Below are 19,542 nucleotides of genomic sequence, written 5' to 3'. Positions count from 1 at the left end.
AAAGCCTGGAAGGAATGAGCTGGTCTGAGTAGCGCGAGAACTTCCCACGGTATGCAGGGTATGAGCCGGATTCCGGAGATATCTCGCGCTTGCAAGGCTCCTCTGGAAAGCAGTTTCTCCAGGCCCATCCTGCCTTGAGCCTGGATCTTTCCCATTCCTCTGACCTGCCTCACTGTTGGGTGTTTATCTGCCAGATAAAGTGTTTCTGTGGACCCTCCGACCAGATAAACTGATCCGGCAATGGCGTCCCGGGTGCACTGCTATAGCTAAAGAGGAGATCGCCCTCGAGCGTTGACCAGCCCTCTAAGTCAAAATAACTATCATGCCCAAACAGGTTGTTTCCTTGGTAGTCAAAGCCATCGGCAGTCAACCCTGGGAGATTCAGACTGTAGTCGAGATTGTGTGTGACCGTATGAAATTTCAGTGGGAGAAAGGTCAAGCCATCACCGGAAAGATTCTGGAGGCGAACATGAATAATGAGATCCATTCGTTCTCCTTCCGGCAGCTTATCAAAGGAGAGATAGGTGACTGCGATCAGATCCGCGGTCGCAATCTGTCCTGGTTGCAATATGATAGTATCGGAGACCGGATCCACCCAGGGCTGCAACAAGGTGACATTGAGCAGTGGCGCTGCCAGCTGATTGAGCACAACAAACAGCGAGAACACGGTAAAGAGGGATGCGGGAAGCCAGCCCAGAAGGAAGGACAGACTATTCCTGCCCACAAGCGTATTCAGGAAAAGGGCAAATAGAGCAGTAAACAGACAGAACCAGAAGATCCAGAAATGCAGCAAGAAGAGCAGCGCATTCACCGACTCCGGCCACTGTGCCACAAAAGGCAGAATCCAGAGCCAGATACCCAGAGCCGGGAACAGGCCAATAATCAGACCTCTCCAGAAGGCTTTTGCACCCCAGATCTTACGTAACATGGAATTTAGCATATATTTCTCCTTCTGCCACTTCTTAACAGATGGCATCGTAAACATCAGGGAGCCCAATCTCTCTGAAAGCTATTTTTGAGCATCTGGAACCAGATAGCGAGGAAGAGAATAAGTACAAAGATCGCAATAATCGTTGGAACAAGCATAATTGAGGTATAACTCAGGAGATTTCCACTAAAATTATAGGAGCGATCTAGCAAGGCCTGGGTGGGATCAGCTGGATCATACCAGCATTTACGCTGCTGTCCAATCACAACGTTGTACTGTTGGAGGAGCCCGGTGTCAGGTTGTCGGGCAGTTGTATGGATATCCTCTGATTCCCATGCAAAGCGTGTAGCCTCATACGCCTTTGCAGCCTGGACAGTATAGTGTACGTGCAGATTGACGACTGGTGCTCCATGATCGGCTGTTTGCAACAACTGATCAACCTTTGTGATGACACAGGTTCCTTCAGTATAGTGATTAATCGTGTTGAGGGTCCAGAATTGTGAACCAAAAAAGCTTATATCTACAAGGATGATCAATACAGCAATCCCTACCATAATGAGAATAAAGCGGAGCAATTTCCACTCACGCATAGAGGTAATCCTTCCTGCTCGTCTCTCTTGCTGCACTACCCAGCCCGTCTTTCATAAGACGCTTACTCTATCCAGCTCATCTTTTAATAATACGCTCAATATGGTAGAATTTATAGGGATCAATGATATATTTCAGCTTATCTTGCAATTGCCATACTTTTGACACATTTTTTTCCTATACTAATGCTGTAAACTAACGCTGAGTGGAAGACTTCGCGGTTTTCTCGCCTTCCAAAAGATACATATGGAACTGGTTGAAAGGACTCATCTGTATGCAAGAACAACAGCGCTCTGACTGGCCTTATACGCCAGGTGAAAAGTTGCAGCCTCGCAGGCCCAGACGCCGTTCGCGGCGTACGATTATGACGGGGATTACAGTCGTTGTCGTGTTCTTTATTTTTGCTCTTTTCACCCTAAACTGGCTTCAGGGAGACACTGTTTCTGAGAATCTATCCTCGAAGACCTTTGCAGTTGATGCTCAAGCCCATCTCATTGTTCATCAGGCCTCAGGTCTGCTTCGTATTCAGAGTGGTGGCTCCGGGTCAGAGATTATTGTTCATCCTGTCCTCAAAAAGCGTGGACTCTGGATGGGAAGTCATCCTACAGTCAGCTATAGTACGCCTTCATCCAACACTGTTCAGGTAGATGTGAGTGGCTCTACAGGAATGGGTCTGAACATAGATACGGCGGAACTGGATATTACTGTTCCCAATACCCTGGCGCTGGATCTTCATCTGGATAGTGGAGATCTAGAGATTAAAGGTGTCACATTGAGCGATCATGGTACGATCTCTAGCAATATGGGAAAAATCTCCTTTGAGGGCAAGCTCGCTCCTCAAGCCCATTATTCAATCACGAATAACGCCGGAGAATTATCGGTGACCCTGCCAGCCGATAGCGCTCTCCACGTAAGCGCTCAAGTCAATACCGGAAATGTCTCATCAGATTTCTCAGAGCTCAAGGTTGAGCGCAAAAATTTTACTGGTGCCTCTACCGATGGGGATCTTAATGGAGGCGGCTCCGATACAAAGCTCATTCTGACCGATAATAGTGGCTCGCTTGAGATCAAAAAAGCTTCCTGAATATAATCTAGAGATCCCTACCTGTGCCAATGGGAAACGGCGCTATCGAGGGGCTGGCATTGAGGAGTGTCGCGAGGAGGAGGGAGACAAGCTACTTGTATTATCATTTTTATATCGAAAATACACATAATGAACCTTTAAGTAGGGAAAGTCGCTTGTCTCTTTCCTCTCGTCCGGTTCCGCTGTGTGAGCCCCTTCATAGGACAGTTTCCAATTGAGCCATGGTAGGGCTGGCATTGCGGAGCGTCACGATTCGGAGGGAGACAAGCTACCCTCCCTACTTGCATTATCTTTTTTATGGAAAAAGCATTTTCCACACTTAAATCATTCCAGGTAGGATGTCTCTTTCCTCTGTTGCCCCTCCCACATGGTCACCCTTCCATAGCTCCGTTGGAAATGAACTGCCCCGAGACCCTATTCCTGATCATAATTGAGCCGAAAGAGAAAAGTAAAACGCAGACGGGGAAGAGCTAACCATGATATAATCCACTCGAAGTATGCTAACAGAAAAGGATACAACGGCATGTTTACCCTCAATGATATCCTGCAAGCCACGGTTGATAAAGCCACTGTGCTAAGCAGTCTTCCGCCCGACCCCCATTTGATCTTCCGCTCCGCACACCATGATAGTCGGCAGATTGCAGCGGGTGACCTATTTATTGCTATTAAAGGGGCGAAAGTGGATGGACACCGTTTTATTTCGGCTGTCGCTCAGGCGGGAGCGCTGGGAGCACTCTGTACAGAAGCTGCGACGGATGTCCCCCCCACATTTATCCAGATTGTAGTGCCCGATGTGGTTGAAGCTCTCCATGCCATCGCACGTGTACGCACACAGCGTCAGCGCGACGAACAGGGGACCACCCTCATCGGCATCACCGGGAGCAATGGCAAGACCAGTACTAAAGAGGCCATTGCAGCCGTACTGAGCCGTCATGCCCCAACGTTAAAGACCCATGCCTCCTACAATACAGAGATTGGCTACCCTCTGACGCTCTTACGTCTGGAGCCTCAGCATCGCTATGCCGTCCTGGAAATGGGGGCTCAATGGGTAGGAGAATTGGCCTGGCTCTGTACAATTGCGGCCCCCGATTGGTCGGTCATCACCAATGTTGGCACCTCTCACCTTGAGTTTTTTGGCTCACAGGAGCGTATTGCCATTGCTAAAAGCGAGCTCGTTCAGGCATTGCAACCAGAAGGAATCGCAATTCTGAATTATGATGATTTTAGAGTACAGGCGATGAAAGCCAAAACACAGGCTCGCGTCCTCTTCTATGGCACAGCACCAGAAGCCCATGTGCGAGCAACTGCAATCGGTGGCGATACGCTCCGTGGCCATAGTTTTACCCTTCACTATGGCGAAGAGCAGCAGCCCGTCCAGCTGCATATCCCGGGCGAACACGGCATTACGATTGCCCTGGCCGCAGCGGCTGTTGGTTTTGCAGCCGGACTTCCCATCGGAGAGATCGTTGCAGCATTGGAAGAACTGGCACCCGCCAAACGACGCGGCGAGATCAAAGCAGGCCCCAATGGGAGCACACTGATCGATGATAGCTATAATGCTAACCGTCAATCAATCGTGGCCATTGCACAGGCTATGCACTCAGCACAGATTACAGAAGGAGGCAAACGCTGGGCAGTTCTGGGTGATATCCTGGAACTGGGGAGCTACTCAAGAGACGAGCATCTCGCCACTGGCGCTGCTCTAGCCCACCTGGTTGACTATCTTGTCGCCATTGGCGAGCAGGCACGCTTCTTTGTCGAAGGAGCGCTCGAAGCCGGTATGCCTTCTGAAAACGCTTACTTCTTCTCAGCCAATCTTGAGCAACCACGCGAACTAGAAGCCGCTAAGAGCGCGGCAGCCGATCTCTTGCGGGAGCAGGTCCAGCCCGTTGATCTGGTTCTGCTCAAAGCCTCGCTCGGCCTGGGGATGGATACCCTTCTGACGATGCTACAGACCAACCATACACACAGCGCCCATTAAGCGAAAGGATAGAGCACAGTGTCAAAGAAAAAAGTGCGCATCGGGATCGTCTTTGGAGGCCGTTCAGGCGAACATGAGGTCTCCATCGCCTCTGCCAGAGCCGTTATGGAGAACCTTGATCGCTCAAAATATGAGGTCGTTCCCATTGGGATCACAAAGGCAGGAACATGGCTCCTTGGGAGCGAACCTGAGCTCTTGCAGGCTGCAAGCCAGAACGTCCATGCCAGTGAAGACCCTGCCATTCAAGCAGTAACGTTAACTGGCGATCCAACCGTTAAACGTCTTATCCCTCTCCACGCCAATGAGGAGCTTCAAGAGAATGGTGCATTAGATGTCATTTTCCCTGTCTTGCATGGCACCTATGGCGAGGATGGCACCCTGCAAGGCCTGTTGGAGATGGCGAATCTTCCCTATATTGGTTGTGGAGTCCTGGGCTCAGCACTCGGTATGGACAAAGAGAAGATGAAGATGGTCTTCGACTCCGTTGGACTCCCCAATGTAAAGTATCTCGTCTACCGCCGCAATCAATGGGAGCGCAATCCAGAAGCGATTCTTAACGCCATCGAACAACAGATTGGCTATCCAAACTTTGTCAAACCTGTGAACCTTGGCTCGAGCGTTGGCATCAATAAGGCCCATGATCGTACAGAGCTTGAACATGCCATCAATGTTGCAGCCGAATACGATCGCAAGATTATCATTGAGCAGGGCATCAATTGTCGAGAGCTCGAATGTGCCATCCTCGGCAACGATGAACCCCTGGCCTCCGTGGTTGGCGAAGTCATTCCCAGCAACGAGTTTTACGATTACAACGCCAAATATATCGATAACAAATCGCAAGTCCTGATTCCAGCCCACATTCCACAAGAACAGGCAGAAGAGGTACGCCGCCTGGCAATACAGGCCTTTCTGGCTCTGGACCTCAGTGGGCTGGCTCGTATTGACTTCTTCATCGAAAAAGAGACTGGCAAGGTCTATATTAATGAGGTCAATACACTCCCTGGCTTTACTCAGATTAGCATGTATGCCAAACTGTGGAACGCAAGCGGCATCTCTTATCCAGAATTACTTGATCGCCTGATTGAACTGGGCATTGAACGCCATGAGGATCGACAACGCAATCGTACCAGCCTCTAAAGGCGAAAGTACCAGTCCTTAACAACCTCTTCATTTTCTGTTGACTGGCTGCTTTTCATAGCTATTTTTTAAAGCTATTATGAACAGCCAGCCAGCGATCGCTGATCCATCAACGAACATCCAGGCCAGGGAAACAGAAAGGCGCGTCTATGTCACATACCACCATTCGTTCTGTCGCTGTTGAACCCTTAACAATTCCACTTCGAGAACCCTTCACCATTGCTACAGGAAGCGTCACAGCCGCACGAAATGTCTTGATCACAATCACGCTCGAGGATGGAAGCATTGGTTATGGAGAATGTGCTCCTTTTCCTCCAAGCACTGGCGAATCACAGGAGACAGCTCTCGTCGCAGCCTCTGCTTGCGCGACACTGATCAAAGGCAAAGATGCCGCTCACTGGCGTACCCTCTCAGCTCTGATCCAGAGCGTCTATTTTGCTCAAGCAACCGTCTGCACCGGCATGGAGATGGCGATTCTCGATGCCCTGACCCGCTCCTACAATATCCCTTTGTATTTATTTTTAGGAGGAGCCAGTAGCAGCGTTGAGACAGATCTCAGCATCCCAATGGTTAAACCAGATCGAGGCTATGAGATAGCACGTGAAGCAATGCAAATGGGCATTAAAAGCCTTAAAGTGAAGGTAGGTGGCGAGCTGAGAGAAGATGTAGACCGTGTCGAAGCCATTCGTAGCGGCGCTCCTCATCTTAGCATAACGCTTGACGCCAACCAGGGTTATACACCAAATGAGGCACTCCTCTGTCTGGAAGCACTCGACAATCGTGATATCCGGCCACTGATGATGGAACAACCGGTCCACAAGGATGATTTTGCGGGACTACGCTATGTCTCCCAGCATACAGCGGTCCCTATTGCTGCCGATGAGAGTGCATCCAGCCCGGCAACCATTGCTCGTCTCCTGACCGATACTTGTGTCAATATCATCAACCTCAAAATCATGAAGTATGGCATCGTCAAAACCCTCGATAGTGCCGCCCTCTGTCGCAGTCTGCATACTCAATTAATGATTGGAGCAATGATGGAGTCACGACTCGCCATTAGCGCCTCAGCCCATATTGCCGCAGGTCTGGGTGGCTTCAAATTTATCGATCTTGATACCCCTATGCTGCTTACGGAAGATCCCTTCATTGGAGGCTATGAACAACAGGGCTGCCACTATGATCTTTCCCAGGTCCAGAGCGGCCTTGGCATCTATCGCAAATAGGGCACACCCATCTTCATACTATCAACCTTCAGAAGAAAACCAGCCAGGCGAAAGGACAAAATGAGCCACAAACGATAATCCCCATCCTGGCACAACCGTCGTCATGGGGTCTGTTTTCTTTATGAAGAGAGCTATGAAGAAAGCAAATACCATGACGACGGTCATAAAGAGCAATAATTTCTTATTTTCCCGGCAGAAATCGACATTTTTGTGTTTCTATGCTAGAATAGAAATACAGAAATTTTGTGCTCGTTGATGTGATAGAGAGGGATGAAAAGAGGAAAGCACAGGAAAGCAAGCATCTTGCTACTTAAACTAAACCACAATCATCATCAGCAATACCATCTCAAGTAAGCAGTGAGAGCAGACCTCTTTCGCCAAACGCTATACTACAAGCAAGGTAGTCATTTTGTATCACACAACAATAGGGATAGGTGGGTCTGGAGTAGGATGGGGTTGGATAAAATACACGAAATATTACGCGATATGCCACTATATCAAGAAATTCTCCGCGCTGGCCGCGAGGAAGGGTTAGCTCGTGGGCGCGACGAAGGACAGCAAGCCGGACAGGTCACAGGCCGCAAGATCGGCATACGCGAAGGACAGCTCTTCGCTCAACGCCGCGCCATTATGAGCATTGTTCACGAACGCTTTCCCAAATTAGAGCTACTCGCTAAAAAACATATGGCCCTCGACAGCAATGCCGATCGCCTCAATAACTTGATTGTACAACTCAGCATTGTCCGCAATGAACGCGAAGCTACACGGCTCCTTTACCTTGAAAGCAAAAGCTTGACCGAGTGAACGACCAGAATCTACCCGAAGTCAAGGCCTGATAGCATCTCGTATCGCATACAAGGCTATGACCTCACAGCTCATCCATGTAGTCAAGAAAACCATATTTCGCTTGAACCTATGGATAAAACATGTTGGGACAGCGTTTGACCCTTGACAGTCACCCGCCCAACCTTTTATACTACAGAAGATAGTTTTGAATGTTGATCGACTAAGTCAACTTTCAATGGTGAGATATAAGGAGGCCTGTTTCATGTCCGAGTATGCACATCCAGAAGCCCTTGTTGAGACCAGTTGGGTAGCGGACCATCTTAATGATTCTTCCATCCGCTTAATCGAAGCCGATGAAGATGTTTTGCTCTATGAAGTGGGGCATATCCCAGGAGCCGTAAAGCTCGACTGGCACGTCGATGTTCAGAATCCTCTGAGCCGCGACTTCATCGACCAGGAAGGCGTTGATAAGCTGCTGGGTGGCTGGGGCATCAGCAACGATACGACAATCGTGCTCTATGGCGACCGCAACAACTGGTACGCCGCTTATGCCTACTGGCTCTTCACTCAGTACGGACACAAGAACCTGAAGATCCTCAACGGTGGTCGCGCCAAATGGGAAGCTGAAGGCCGCCAGTATACCAAAGAGGTTCCTCACTTCTCTCCCGTGACCTATCATGCACAACCTGCTGATGAGAGCCTTCGCGCCTTCCGCGATCAGGTCCTGGCTGGTTTAGGTGATTCTAACCGCCGCCTGATTGACGTTCGCTCCCCACAGGAGTACAGCGGTGAGCTGCTACACATGGTCAACTATCCTCAGGAAGGTGCTCAGCGCGCCGGCCATATCCCAGGCGCAAAAAATATTCCCTGGGCAACGGCTGCTAATCCTGATGGTACATTCAAATCAGCTGAAGAGCTCCGCTCGATCTATGAGGGGAAGGATATCACCCCCGATAAAGAGATTATCTCTTACTGCCGTATTGGCGAGCGTTCGGCTCATACCTGGTTCGTTCTAACCCGCTTGCTGGGCTATGAGAATGTCCGCAACTACGATGGTTCCTGGACCGAGTGGGGCAGCCTGGTCCGCTCTCCCATCGAAAGATAGAAGTCGTTCGGGCTTCGTTATTTTTCGCATCTAATCAACTCAAAGGCCTTCCAGGAGGATGCTCAGTGGAGCATCCTCACTTTGGAGGCTTTTTTTGTGGCTTCTTGTTGGTAATCTCCTCAAAACTCTTTCAAACAATTAGACACTCTCCCTTTTGCCGTGTTATACTGCCAACATGTTCCGCGTAGGTTATAGAGATCAACGGAGATATCACACATGACTACAAGCAAACAAAAATCGGAAGAGCAGGAGAAAATTGCTACGCTGCACGCCCTCCAGGCTGAAGCACTTCTTGGGGGCGGCGAAAAACGCATTGCAGCTCAACATAAAAAAGGAAAATTGACGGCTCGCGAGCGGCTTGATCTCTTGCTCGATCCCGATAGTTTCAATGAGCTCGATATGCTGGTCACTCATCGCGCCAGCGACTTTGGCCTGGATGAGCAGAAGATCCTTGGCGATGGCGTGGTGACTGGCTATGGGCAGATCGATGGTCGGCTCGTCTATGTGTTCTCACAGGATTTTACGGTCTTCGGTGGCTCTCTATCAGAGACACATGCCGAAAAGATCTGTAAGGTGATGGATCTTGCGCTCAAGAATGGGGCTCCTGTGATCGGACTCAACGATTCTGGCGGGGCTCGTATCCAGGAAGGTGTGGTCAGCCTCGGGGCCTATGCCGATATCTTCCTACGCAATACCCTGGCCTCCGGCGTTGTCCCACAGCTCTCCGCTATTATGGGGCCCTGTGCTGGTGGCGCTGTCTACTCGCCTGCCATTACTGATTTTATCTTGATGGTGGAGGAGAGTAGCTACATGTTTGTGACTGGCCCCAATGTGTTGAAGGCGGTAACCCATGAGGATGTGACGTTTGAGGAGCTTGGTGGAGCTCAGGTTCATAATAGTACCAGTGGAGTAGCGCACTTTTCCTGCCCCAGCGAACAGGATTGCCTCCGCCTGCTGCGCCAGTTGATGGGCTATCTCCCTTCCAATAACCTTGATGACCCTCCCTATCTCACCCCAAAGGATTCTCCACGCCGCCTCGTTGAAGAACTCGATACGATCATCCCTGATAATCCCAATAAACCCTACGATATGAAGACTGTTCTGCAATCATTGGTTGATGATCATGATTTCTTTGAGGTACAGGCACACTTTGCTCCCAATATTTTAATTGGTTTTGCTCGTCTCAATGGTCGCTCGGTCGGTATTGTGGCTCAACAGCCCAAAGCGCTGGCCGGTGTGTTGGATATCAATGCCTCGGATAAGGCGGCTCGTTTTGTACGCTTCTGCGATTGCTTTAATATTCCGCTGCTCACGTTTGTAGATGTGCCTGGCTTCTTACCTGGCGTGGGGCAGGAACATAGTGGCATTATTCGCCATGGTGCCAAGCTCCTCTATGCCTATTGTGAGGCGACGGTCCCCAAAATTACGGTGATTACGCGCAAGGCCTATGGGGGGGCCTATGATGTGATGAGTAGCAAACATATCAGGGGCGATATCAACTATGCATGGCCCACGGCAGAGATTGCTGTTATGGGGGCTGAGGGGGCTGTGAATATTCTCTTTAAAGATGAGATTGAGCACTCAGCCAATCCTGAGCAGCGCCGTAAAGAGCTGATTGCCGAGTATAATGAGAAGTTTGCCAATCCCTATATTGCCGCGAGCCGTGGCTATATCGATGAGGTCATTGAGCCTAGATATACCCGTGTCAAGCTCATCAACGCTCTGGAGATGCTCAAAAATAAACGCGATACCAATCCTCCAAAGAAACACGGCAATATTCCGCTTTAACGCTCAACTCTCCGAGTGGCCTGGGGTCTTTTCTCTATCAATTCTAAGAGCACACCATGCGTTGCTTTCGGATGAAGGAAGATCGCTCGCCCCTCGGCTGCCAGGCGTGGCTGAGTATCGAGAACAGCAACCTCTCGCTCGTTCATCTCTTGCAGGGCTGCATCGATATCATCTACCTCCAGACAGAGATGATGCATACCTTCACCGCGCTTCTCGAGGAAACGGCTCAGGCTCGAGTCGGGAGTAGTTGGTTCAATCAGTTCAATCTCACTACCCTGAGGGCCACCCATCGGCAAAAAGGCTATACGCACCTGCTCCGAAGGTACATCCTGAATCGCTCGGGGCTCCAATCCCAGGGTATCGCGGTAAAAGATCAATGCCTGCTCGAGATTGCGGACAATAATTGCAACATGATCGATACGCCGTGGCATAGCACTATGCTCCTTCATCAAAGCTGCGACAGAATAGAGGGTAACGAGGACGGCCTGATTTGCGTCTGTTGATCAGTTATCGCCACAGCGGACGGAAGGGATATTTGTCAGGTTGATACGATATGGGACAGCAGAAAATACGCCAATGCTGCGCTGAAGTGAACTGGTTAGAGCGCGCAAAGCCGTTAAAGCGCTCTGGCTTGTCTCTTCGCTATATCCCAGGGTCTCAGCCATATGTTCAAATTCGGCCTGGGTCAGAACTTCATAGCTCAGGTCGGGCTTAACAAGTATACTCAGATCAAGATCAATGTAGGAGAGCTGATTAAACAGAAGCTGTACAGGCTGAATAATCGTAGCATAGGTATGAATAAGGCGATCTTCATTATAGAAGGCACTTAGCATATACCAGCGTTCGGGCCAGAAGATCTGTAAGCAGTTGGAGCGCAATGGACGTGTACCAGAGGCCCAATACATAAGATTACCAGCGGGCAACCAGAAGCGCATCGCTCCTTCCAGTGCTAGCATCTGTTCATCACCAAGTTGTCTGATTGGTTCTAAAAACTGAGCTTGCCACGAGCCTCGCAATAGCTGATCGTAACTTCGAGACTCGATCCGAAACTCCTGTGACATGATAGTTCTCCCTTCTATTAAGACATAGTACGTAATTAAAAGGAAATCGTCAAGCGAAAAGAAATTCTCCAGGGCTTTCCAGTTCTGGCAGAAGAGGCTATCTTCTGCATTTAAAAGAGCAAAGATGGCAGAGAGGCAAGCTCAGCGGACGCGACTGTGGTCTTGCTATTTTCCGCCAGCCTGATAGATATTGTAAAATAAAGAAGAACAATTGAATGCTAACAAACCGCAATAAGGAAATTGCAAGACAGGATGACTATGCTTTGCCCTCAATGCCACACAATCAATCCCGCTCATGCAAAATTTTGTCTCGAATGTGGCACGCGCCTGATGGTCTGCCCACACTGTGGGACAATCAATCCACCAGCCGCAAAATTCTGTATTGAATGCGGAAATGCCCTGCAATTCAAAAGCGAGGGGGCTGGTGCTACGATAAAACACGAGACTGCATCCATTATTGAGGCAAGCAGTCAAAAAGAAGAGTTTGCGCCTCTTCAGCCGCCGGAAGAGCGACGAGTAGTTACTGTCATGTTTGCTGACATTACAGGCTCCACTCCTCTAGCCGATCGCCTGGATCCCGAAGAGATGCGTAGTCTACTTACCAGCTATTTTAATCTGATGGCCGAACAGATTCGCAAACATGGTGGAACTATCGAAAAATATATTGGCGACGCTATTATGGCCGTCTTTGGTGCGCCAATCGCTCATGAAGATGATCCTGACCGCGCCATTAGAGCCGCTCTCGATATGCAGACTGCACTCACAAACTTTAATCAACAGCGCCTTCTTTATGACACAGAGAATGCTCAGTTGCAGATGAGGATCGGCATCAATACTGGAGAAGTGGCCGCCCCCAATAATGCTGGTCGGCAGCGCCAGGATTTTCTTATCACTGGCGATGCAGTCAATATCGCTGCTCGTCTCCAACAAGTCGCCACTCCTGATACTATTCTGGTAGGCGAACGAACCTATCTTTCAGCCCGTCAATTGTTCGCGTTCCGCGCCATCTCCCCGCTGCAACTCAAAGGCAAACCAGAGCCGATTGCAGCTCATGTTGTGATTGGGCTACAACAGCAGAGTTCGATCATTTTACAGCCGCCTCGCGGTATCGGAGGCCGCTCTGTTCCACTCATCGGGCGTACGCTGGAGCTGACCTTACTCCATGCTAATTATGCTCGCGTCCTGGCCGAACATCATCCTCATCTCATTACCATTCTAGGGGCACCTGGCATTGGTAAATCGCGCATGGTGCAAGAGTTTATTACGCGTGAAAAAAAACTTGCACAGCGCAAGACGAATCAGGAAGAGCACATTCCTCCACTGGTGCTCAAAGGCCGTTGCCCGCCCTATGGTGAAGGAATTACCTACTGGCCTTTTATTGAGATCGTTCGCACCTTGATCAATGTGCAGACATCCGATAATAACGAGATGATACAGCAGCGCTTTCTAACCTTTGTCAATGAGACACTGTCTAGAGCCAGGAGCACAGAGTCGGCGGAAGAGATTGCCTCAGCTATCTTACCCCAGATTGATCGTGATCCCACGCCTAAGGACTTCGGATCAGAAAGCCTCAAGCCCGAACGTCAGGGCCTTTCAACGCCAACGTCTCCGCTCAAACAGGGCGGAACACAGGGAACATTATTGCGCGCCTGGCGCGTCCTATTGGAGGCGCTGGGAGAACAGCAACCATTAATCATTGTTCTGGACGATCTACAATGGGCTGATGAAGCCTTTCTTGATCTTCTCGAATATCTCACCGATAGAATTACAGCTACCCCTGTGCTCTTTCTCTGTCCAGCACGACCAGAATTTCTTGAGCATCGGCGCGATTGGGGAGGCGGCCATCGCAATTTTACCGCCATTGAACTGGAGACGCTCACATGGCAGGAGAGCAGCGATCTGGTAGATGCGCTGCTTAATCCCAATGACCTCCCTGAGACCTTACGCTACACCATTCTTACCCGCGCTGAAGGCAATCCGTTCTTTGTCGAAGAGATTGTACGTATGTTTATTGATCAGGGTATTCTTGTTCGTGAACAAAGCGATGAGCATGAGACACCAACCTGGCGCATTGGCTATCGGAATGATGTGCTCCTGGGCGAGCTCAGCACACCGGGAGAACCACCTGAAGATGCACTGATTGAGCAGCATTACCTCCTGCCGCTCTCGCATGTCCCCGATACTATTCAGGGTGTTCTAGCCGCTCGTGTCGATCTACTGGATCCTACTGAGAAGTTGATTCTTCAGCATGCAGCCATTATCGGACGAACTTTCTGGCTCTCCAGTCTGCTTGAAATGGCCTCTGACCTTTATCCAGAGTTGGTGATGGAAGCATTGGTCTCGCTACTCAAACGGGACTTTGTAACGGAGATTGGCAAGCAGCGCAATAGTCCAGATGAGAATGATCGCACTTTTAATTTTAAACATATTCTGATTCGGGATGTGGTCTATAACACTATTCCCCGCCAACGTCGCACACGCGAACATGCTCATCTTGCCCTCTGGCTAGAAGGCAAAACCCAGACCAGGCAGGAAGCTTTTATCGAACTGCTGGCGTACCACTATCAGCAGGCTCTGGCGAGCTGGTCCGCAAATCTGGCTCTTGAATGGCTTGATATCGGCAATCTTCCGCTTCACCATCTCACCCGAAAAGAGCTACGTCAACGCACGCTGCACTTTCTGATCCTCACTGGCGATCAAGCTCTACACAATTACTATACTCTGCGTGCGCTCAAAGCCTATAACGATGCGCTCGAATTGCTCGTGGAGGAGCAAGCAGACGCTCCATCGCGGAGCTCTATGCATGAGAAACTGGGAGATGCCTATTCCCAACGAGGAAACCTGGATGAAGCCTGGCAACATTATCGCCAGGCGCTTCAGTTACTGAATGCACAGGGAACATCCGAGGATACGGCCAGCCTGCTTTTCCTCTATGAGCGGCTCGCTCTGTTAGCCACACGCTGGCTGGCCCGTTTTGATATCCAGCCAGACGTGCAGGAGACATGGACCTATATTGATGCCGGGCTACAGCTACTAGAAGGACAACCAATTAGCCGTGAATCGATTGCCTTCCTCACCTACCGGGCCTTCTGGTATATCCGTCAGTTGGAGACAGCTCCAACCGAGCGCAAACAGGAACTGGCGGAGCAGGCTTTTGAAAGCGGAAAAGCCGCGCTTCGACTGGCAGAAGAGCTCGATAATCCACGGACGCTCTCATTGACGCTGGATGCAATGGGCTTTATCTACGATGAATATCACAAATATCGGGAGGCACTGGAGCTACAGCAGCGCCGCCTCAAGTTAGAAGGTCTGCTAACTGATCGAGAAGAGCTCTATGATCTCTATTTCTCCCTGGGCGCAGCCTATGAAAAGGTGGCCGACTATCCCTCTGCCCTCATGTGGTATGGGCGAGCATGGAGCGATGCACAGACGATGGAGAGCCCATCGATGCTCTTAACCAGTATTGTAGGCCGCATGCGGGCCTGGCGACAATGGAATCGCTGGGAGAATGCTCATCAGGTTGCGTTGGAGATACTGCAACTGATTGAGAAATATCAACAGGATGAAAAGCGCCAGCTCTGGGCACTGGAGACCCTCTCGGTTATTGCCTACCATCAAGGAAAGCTCGAAGAAGGTGACCAGTATGCAAGGCAATATAAACGTTTGATTGATCAGCAGTCTACCCGCTCGGGAGTGGACGAAAAGACCAGATTCCATGCCATCCATCTGGCTCGTGGCGATTATGAGCGAGCCTTGCTCGACTATAAAGAGAAGATTAGCCATAGTGAGCCATATCCTCAACCAGAAACTCTGGCTACGCTGGCTGAGCTCGTCGTAAGAACTCCAGAACAGGGCGAGGAACAGCTACAGATCTGCCAGCGCGCCATTCAAGTTGGTGAACAATCGGGGGCTCGAAAAAGTCTGGCCGTAGCTCTACGTGCGCGCGGAAACCTCTGGTTACAAAGACACGATTGGACGGCTGCTGAAGAAGATCTGCGTCGGGCCCTCCAACTCTGCGAGGAGCTGGATCTCCCCTGGGAGCGAGGACATACGCTCTATGCACTTGCACTCCTTTATCAGCAGAGAGCAAGCGAACTGACCACGACCGACCAGAAAGAAGCACACAGCTATGCCAGTCGCGCCCGCTATCATCTTGAACAGGCCCATGGCTTCTATAAATCACTGGGAGCTACACCTGCTGCCGCACAAGTAGAGGTAGCGCTCAAACAAGAACGCCAGTCTCCATCTCCAGCCGAAGATCGAGTAGATAGCAAAGAAGTGAGCCATTGAGCTAACGCGACATCTCCCAGAGCGAGGAAGCATGCCATAACTGGGTGGAGTCCCAGACTCCACCCAGCGTTGGCGGGAGCACCGAGAGATGCACCTGTGCCAGATGAGCTCCTGCCTTCTGTAAGGATGTGCGCATATGCTCCAGAGCCAGGGTTGGCGTATTATTGGTGCGGCTCAAATGGGAGAGCCAGAGCCAGCGGATGCCATGAGGCTGCCACGTCTGTAGCACCGCTTCAGCGGCCTGATCATTCGATAGGTGCCCTGTAGAACTTAAAATACGCTGCTTTAAACGATAGGGGTAAGGTCCACGTAGCAGACGAGCACGATCATGATTGGATTCTAAAATTAACAGATCGGCGTTCTTCATGGCCTCCAGCATGGGCGGAGTTACCTCTCCACTATCGCTCACAATACAGAGGCGGCAGCCACCAGCCTGTAAAAGATAGCCACAGGGGGAGACGGCATCATGAGGAATGGGAAAAGAAGTGATCGTTATATCACCTATGCGGCCCTGTCCTCCAACCGCCAGCGGACGAAACACCGTCTCCTCGGCCCTCTCCACGACTTCCAATTCTCGCGCCAACTCCTCCGCTGGAACCAACCGTCCAGAATCTGAGCGCCACCCCCCAGTCCGGAGTCCATCTTCAAAAGCGGCATAAGTTCGTGGGTCAGTCATGATAGGAAGAGCAAACCGCTTGAGCAGCATCGGAAGACCCATCACATGATCGCTATGCTCATGCGTAATCAAGACTCCGCTCAGTTGAGCCGGTGTCACTCCAATCGACAGGAGCCGTGTGGTCAGCGTACGAGCACTCAGCCCAGCATCGACAAGCAACTTTGTGCGTCCTCCTGGACCAGCCTCTACAAATAAAGCATTTCCGCTACTGCCACTCCCTAATGAAACAACACGCATAGCATCTCTACCCTTAACTATTCGCCCTCATAGGGGAAGATAGCCTGTCAAATAATTCCCAATAAAGATCGCGCATTCTGACCGAGGATCATAGCAAGTGACTGAGTATCCAGGTCAGCCTGTTGCAGGTGCTTAATAATCCTCTGCTGTCGAAGCAATCCATAATCGCTGGCAAAGAGAATACGCTCTGCCCCTACTAATCTAGCAACTGTAGGCACAATAAGATCGCGGTAAAGATAGACAGTTGCAGCAGTATCATACCATACATGGGCAGTAATGCGTTGAATCTCTGGCATCAGACTATAGAAAGGAAGCCCTCCACCCCAGTGAGCCGCAATAAAACGCACCTCGGGAAAGGCCGTCAGAAATGCGACGACATCCTGTACTGAGACATCACCTTTTCCCGGGTAAAGATGACCAACAGGTTCACTACAATGCGAAAGCACCAGCAACTGATAATGTCGGACAATATCCATCAAAGGTGTCAGCAGGTGGGTATCACATAACCGATACCCCTGCCCATGCGGCATTAATTCTCCAAGCCCAATCATACCAGCCTCAGCGCAGCGCTGAAGCTCGCGCTCTGCTCGCGCCCCGGCCAGAGGCTGTAGAACAGCCATACCATAGAGGCGACCCGGATAACGACGTACGGCATCAAGCACATAGCTATTGCACTCTTCAATCAGCCCCGGATCGCTCCAACCAAACGAAAACGTGACAGAAGCATCCACACCTGAGATTGCCATCTCAGCAATGAGATCCTCAGCCGTTGCCAGTGAGGCCCGAGGATTGGCATACAGTTCGCCAAACCAGGGATCACGCTCGCAGTAACGGGCGCGATGCTGGATAATCTCAGGTGGAAAGATATGAGTATGAAAGTCAATTATCATTCTACTTGCAATTTTCTCATGACTTCAGCCTGTAGCAGTTCAATATAGCTCTCTCTACTAGCGTACCTCATCAGCCAGGAGATATGCAAGAACATCCTGCATAGTCTGGACTAGTTCAGTTCAAGGGTTCTTTTTACCCTGGACATTTGCACAGAGCCGCTTGCTACTGGCTGGCATTGGTATTGCTCTACTCTTCCTGACATGCCTGCTGGTCAGGTATCGCAGAATGCGGTTACAGTGAAATCAGTTTGATGAGGCTGGTCAAAACACAAAAAAAGCCAGGATCTCACAATCCTGACTTCTCTCTTTGTTCCATTGCACCTGATGGTACCAACTGTTGAGGATATTCTCTCAATTTTGCCGAGCGCGCCGCTTGCAACCACGCGTTCAAGCCGATTTCCACTCGCTCACCCATTCAAGACCTGAATGACAAGCCGTACGATCATTAGGGCGACTTCGCTCCACCTGTTACCAGGCGTCCACGTGTCGTCTATCGACCAGGTCTTCTTCCTGGGATCTTGATCACACAAAGTGATGGGAAGACTCATCTTGGGTGCGGCTTCGCGCTTAGATGCCTTCAGCGCTTATCCCTTCTGAACATAGCTATCCAGCTGTGGCCCAGGCAGGCCAACTGGCACACCAGCGGTTCAGCCATCTCGGTCCTCTCGTACTGGAGATGACGCCCCTCAATCTTCCTACGCCCACGACGGATAGAGACCGAACTGTCTCGCGACGTTCTGAACCCAGCTCGCGTGCCGCTTTCATGGGCGAACAGCCCAACCCTTGGGACCTACTCCAGCCCCAGGATGCGACGAGCCGACATCGAGGTGCCAAACCTTGCCGTCGATGTGAACTCTTGGGCAAGATAAGCCTGTTATCCCCGGGGTAGCTTTTATCCGTTGAGCCACACTCCTTCCACTCGGGAATGTGGGATCACTAAGTCCGACTTTCGTCCCTGCTCGGCGCGTCTGCCTTGCAGTCAAGCTCTCTTCTGCCTTTACACTCGAAAAGGGTGATGTCCATCCACCCGGAGAGAACCTTTGAGCGCCTCCGTTACTCTTTGGGAGGCGACCGCCCCAGTCAAACTACCCACCTGGTCCTGTCTGCCAACCGGTTCACGGTCTGGCGTGAGACACAAAACACAACGAGAGTGGTATTTCACTGCTGCCTCCTCCACCCCCACAAGGATGGATTCTCCGGCTCCCACCTATGCTACGCACGCTGTCCCTCGTATCCAGGCCAAGCTGTAGTAAAGCTCCACGGGGTCTTTTTGTCCTGTCGTGGGTAACCCGTATCTTCACGGGTACTTCAATTTCGCCGAGTCCTCTGTCGAGACAGTGCTCAACTCGTTACTCCTTTCGTGCGGGTCGGAACTTACCCGACAAGGAATTTCGCTACCTTAGGACCGTTATAGTTACGGCCGCCGTTCACCGGGGCTTCACCTCGTGGCTACGAACACCACTTAGCTTAACCTTCCGGCACTGGGCAGGAGTCAGCCCCTATACTTCCGCTTTCGCGTTCGCAGAGACCTGTGTTTTTGGTAAACAGTCGGTTGAGCCAATTTCTTGCAGCCCCCTCACGCATCGAAACACGCTACTGGGGCACCCCTTCTACCGAAGGTACGGGGTCAATTTGCCGAGTTCCTTAACAGAGGGTCGCTCGATCACCTTGGGGGAGTTCCCCCTGCCTACCAGTGTCGGTTTGCGGTACGGGTAGCGTCAGCTCTCACGAGAGGCTTTTCTTGGCAGCCTGGGGTCCGATGACTTCC

Annotated in this window: 14 protein-coding genes and 1 rRNA gene (1 of these 15 only partly in view); 8 read left to right on the top strand and 7 right to left on the bottom strand. The window is 50.8% G+C overall.

What is annotated here, in order from left to right; genetic code table 11:
• Positions 1-169: 169 nt before the first annotated feature.
• Entirely contained in the window at positions 170-940 is a 771-nt protein-coding gene (locus EL628_RS05705) for a hypothetical protein (RefSeq protein ID WP_126579012.1), read from the bottom strand.
• A gap of 44 nt (positions 941-984) precedes the next feature.
• Positions 985-1,518 (bottom strand): DUF3592 domain-containing protein, encoded by a 534-nt coding sequence (locus tag EL628_RS05700; protein WP_126579011.1) that lies wholly within the window; start codon positions 1,516-1,518, stop codon positions 985-987.
• 272 nt (positions 1,519-1,790) lie between these two features.
• Here EL628_RS05700 and EL628_RS05695 point away from each other — a divergent pair, with 272 nt between their 5' ends.
• The 7 genes from EL628_RS05695 (at position 1,791) to EL628_RS05665 (ending at position 10,620) form a co-directional block, all read left to right on the top strand.
• Complete coding sequence (locus EL628_RS05695; protein WP_126579010.1) at positions 1,791-2,600, top strand: DUF4097 family beta strand repeat-containing protein; 810 nt, start codon at positions 1,791-1,793, stop codon at positions 2,598-2,600.
• 523 nt (positions 2,601-3,123) lie between these two features.
• Complete coding sequence (locus tag EL628_RS05690; RefSeq protein ID WP_126579009.1) at positions 3,124-4,581, top strand: UDP-N-acetylmuramoyl-tripeptide--D-alanyl-D-alanine ligase; 1,458 nt, start codon at positions 3,124-3,126, stop codon at positions 4,579-4,581.
• 18 nt (positions 4,582-4,599) lie between these two features.
• The gene (locus tag EL628_RS05685; protein ID WP_126579008.1) at positions 4,600-5,718 is read left to right on the top strand and encodes a D-alanine--D-alanine ligase; all 1,119 of its coding nucleotides are present in this window, start codon (positions 4,600-4,602) and stop codon (positions 5,716-5,718) included.
• 149 nt (positions 5,719-5,867) lie between these two features.
• Positions 5,868-6,941 (top strand): dipeptide epimerase, encoded by a 1,074-nt coding sequence (locus tag EL628_RS05680; protein ID WP_126579007.1) that lies wholly within the window; start codon positions 5,868-5,870, stop codon positions 6,939-6,941.
• Positions 6,942-7,427: 486 nt separating this feature from the next.
• Complete coding sequence (locus EL628_RS05675) at positions 7,428-7,745, top strand: hypothetical protein (RefSeq protein ID WP_126579006.1); 318 nt, start codon at positions 7,428-7,430, stop codon at positions 7,743-7,745.
• A gap of 244 nt (positions 7,746-7,989) precedes the next feature.
• On the top strand, positions 7,990-8,832 hold the full coding sequence (locus tag EL628_RS05670) for a sulfurtransferase (protein ID WP_126579005.1): 843 nt from the start codon (positions 7,990-7,992) through the stop codon (positions 8,830-8,832).
• A gap of 216 nt (positions 8,833-9,048) precedes the next feature.
• Positions 9,049-10,620, top strand: coding sequence for an acyl-CoA carboxylase subunit beta (locus EL628_RS05665; RefSeq protein ID WP_126579004.1), 1,572 nt, complete (start codon positions 9,049-9,051; stop codon positions 10,618-10,620).
• On the opposite strand, the gene mce is transcribed toward EL628_RS05665, so the two are convergent.
• Positions 10,617-11,051 (bottom strand): methylmalonyl-CoA epimerase, encoded by a 435-nt coding sequence (gene mce / locus EL628_RS05660; RefSeq protein WP_126579003.1) that lies wholly within the window; start codon positions 11,049-11,051, stop codon positions 10,617-10,619. The genes EL628_RS05665 and mce overlap by 4 nt on opposite strands.
• Before the next feature lie 72 nt (positions 11,052-11,123).
• On the bottom strand, positions 11,124-11,681 hold the full coding sequence (locus EL628_RS05655; protein WP_126579002.1) for a ribonuclease FAU-1 family protein: 558 nt from the start codon (positions 11,679-11,681) through the stop codon (positions 11,124-11,126).
• Positions 11,682-11,933: 252 nt separating this feature from the next.
• Between EL628_RS05655 and EL628_RS05650 the strand changes: the two genes are divergently transcribed.
• Complete coding sequence (locus EL628_RS05650; protein WP_126579001.1) at positions 11,934-15,971, top strand: adenylate/guanylate cyclase domain-containing protein; 4,038 nt, start codon at positions 11,934-11,936, stop codon at positions 15,969-15,971.
• Between the two features lies 1 nt (position 15,972).
• Here the strand turns inward: EL628_RS05650 and EL628_RS05645 are convergent, their stop codons facing one another.
• From EL628_RS05645 to EL628_RS05635, 3 genes are all read right to left on the bottom strand, one after another.
• Positions 15,973-16,884, bottom strand: a complete 912-nt coding sequence (locus EL628_RS05645; protein ID WP_126579000.1) for an MBL fold metallo-hydrolase — start codon at positions 16,882-16,884, stop codon at positions 15,973-15,975.
• Between the two features lie 47 nt (positions 16,885-16,931).
• Complete coding sequence (locus EL628_RS05640) at positions 16,932-17,774, bottom strand: amidohydrolase family protein (RefSeq protein ID WP_126578999.1); 843 nt, start codon at positions 17,772-17,774, stop codon at positions 16,932-16,934.
• A 425-nt stretch (positions 17,775-18,199) separates the two neighbouring features.
• Positions 18,200-19,542, bottom strand: a 23S ribosomal RNA gene (locus EL628_RS05635) (it continues 1,612 nt past the right edge of the window).

The organism is Tengunoibacter tsumagoiensis (assembly GCF_003967535.1).
Taxonomy (GTDB): domain Bacteria; phylum Chloroflexota; class Ktedonobacteria; order Ktedonobacterales; family Ktedonobacteraceae; genus Tengunoibacter; species Tengunoibacter tsumagoiensis.
This window is presented reverse-complemented; position numbering and strand designations above follow the sequence as displayed.